Source organism: Salinibacterium sp. (genome assembly GCF_031364185.1).
GTDB lineage: Bacteria > Actinomycetota > Actinomycetes > Actinomycetales > Microbacteriaceae > Rhodoglobus.
Genome location: NZ_JANLVV010000059.1, coordinates 1 through 1,736 on the forward strand (window position 1 = coordinate 1; position 1,736 = coordinate 1,736).

At 66.9% G+C, this 1,736-nt stretch carries 2 protein-coding genes; both read left to right on the forward strand.

All coding sequences use genetic code 11. The annotated features are described in order from the left end of the window. On the forward strand, nucleotides 1-789 hold a 789-nt coding region (dapE, locus tag RMN95_RS03130; protein ID WP_309615505.1), incomplete at its 5' end, for a succinyl-diaminopimelate desuccinylase. Further along, the coding region (locus RMN95_RS03135; protein ID WP_309615506.1) for a hypothetical protein at nucleotides 771-1,736 on the forward strand (966 nt) is incomplete at its 3' end. The genes dapE and RMN95_RS03135, both read left to right, overlap by 19 nt.

Below are 1,736 nucleotides of genomic sequence, written 5' to 3' on the forward strand. Positions count from 1 at the left end.
GGAACCGTCGACATGAAGGGCGGTGTCGCGATCGCCCTGAAGCTCGCATCCGAGCTCACCGCGCCGCCCGTTGACCTCACCTGGATCTGGTACGACCACGAGGAGGTCGACAGTGCACTGAATGGCCTCGGCCGGCTGGCCCGCACGAGGCCCGATCTGCTTAAGGGTGACTTTGCGATCCTGGGCGAGCCGACGAGCGCGAAAATTGAGGGTGGATGCAACGGCACGGCCCGCGCCGACATCACGTTGCGCGGCGTAAGGGCGCACTCCGCGCGCTCCTGGGTGGGCCACAACGCCATCCACGACGCCGCGCCCGTCCTCGCCATTCTCGCCTCGTACGAACCCGCAGAACTCGATGTGGACGGGCTGGTCTACCGTGAGGGACTGAATGCGGTGCGAATCTCGGGCGGGGTGGCCGGAAACGTCATCCCCGATGAGGCCGTGGTGAGCATCAACTACCGTTTCGCTCCGAGCCGAAGCGCCGCCGACGCCGAGGCACATCTGCGAGAGGTGTTCGCTGGATTCGACCTCGCTATTACCGACCTAGCCGAGGGTGCTCGGCCGGGCCTCGACGCCCCGCTGGCGCAGGACTTTCTCGCCGCGGTGGGCGGCGCCGCAGCCCCCAAGTACGGCTGGACGGATGTAGCCCGCTTCTCGGCCCTCGGCATCCAGGCCGTCAACTACGGCCCCGGCGACCCGCTGAAGGCCCACGCCGACGACGAGCGGGTGGCCGTCAGCGAGATCCTGGAGTGCGAGCGAGGGTTGCGTGCGTGGCTGAGCGCGAGGTGAGCCGCGGGGCTCGCCGCAACCTCAGGGTTCGCTATCGGCTCACGCCGTGGTGGGCAAAAGTGCTCGTCATTTTCGTCGCCTCCCGCGCGGTCACTACGGCCATCCTGCTGTCGTTCGCCGCCCGGCAGGGGCCGAACGCCTGGACGACCGCGCATCCGGACTATTTCGATTTCGCCGCCATCTGGGATGGCCACTGGTACTACATCATCGCGGTCGCCGGCTACCCGTCGACCCTGCCGGTGACCGCAGACGGCCAGGTGGGCGAGAGCGCCTGGGCCTTCATGCCCGCCTACCCGGCGATCGTGCGGGCGTTCATGCTGCTGACCGGCCAGGGTTTTCCCGTCGTTTCGGTGTTCGTGTCTGTGACGTTCGCGCTGGCCGCTGCGCTGATGTTCTACAGGCTCATGCACCTCGTATTGCCGGCAGGCACGGCGCTGTTCGCGGTGGTGCTGTTCTGCGTTGCCCCGCTGTCGCCAATCCTGCAGGTGTCATACGCGGAGTCGATGCATGCGTTCCTGTTGGCACTCGCGCTTTACCTCCTGATGCGACGCCGCTATTGGATGCTCATCCCGGTGGTCGCCGTTATGTCGCTGACCCGCCCCAGCGGCCTGGCGTTCGCCCTGGCGATGCTGTTGCACGTCGCACACCGGTGGCGGGTGCAGCGACCCTCGGCACGTTCACGGCAGGAGTTCCCGGTGCGTGAGCGGGTGGCATCCATCACCGTAGGGCTGTTCAGTGCGGTCATGGGTGTCGCATGGTTGCTCGTCGCTGCCGCGTTCACGGGCTCGATCACGGCATACACCGACACCGAACTCGCCTGGCGCTCGTCGTACATCGGCTACGGCGAGTTGGTGCCGTTCACTTCGTGGCTCAGCGCCACGGAATTTTGGGCGCCCTGGTTCAGGATGCCGCAGCCGCTGCTGCTCGCACTGCTGGTGCTTATCGTC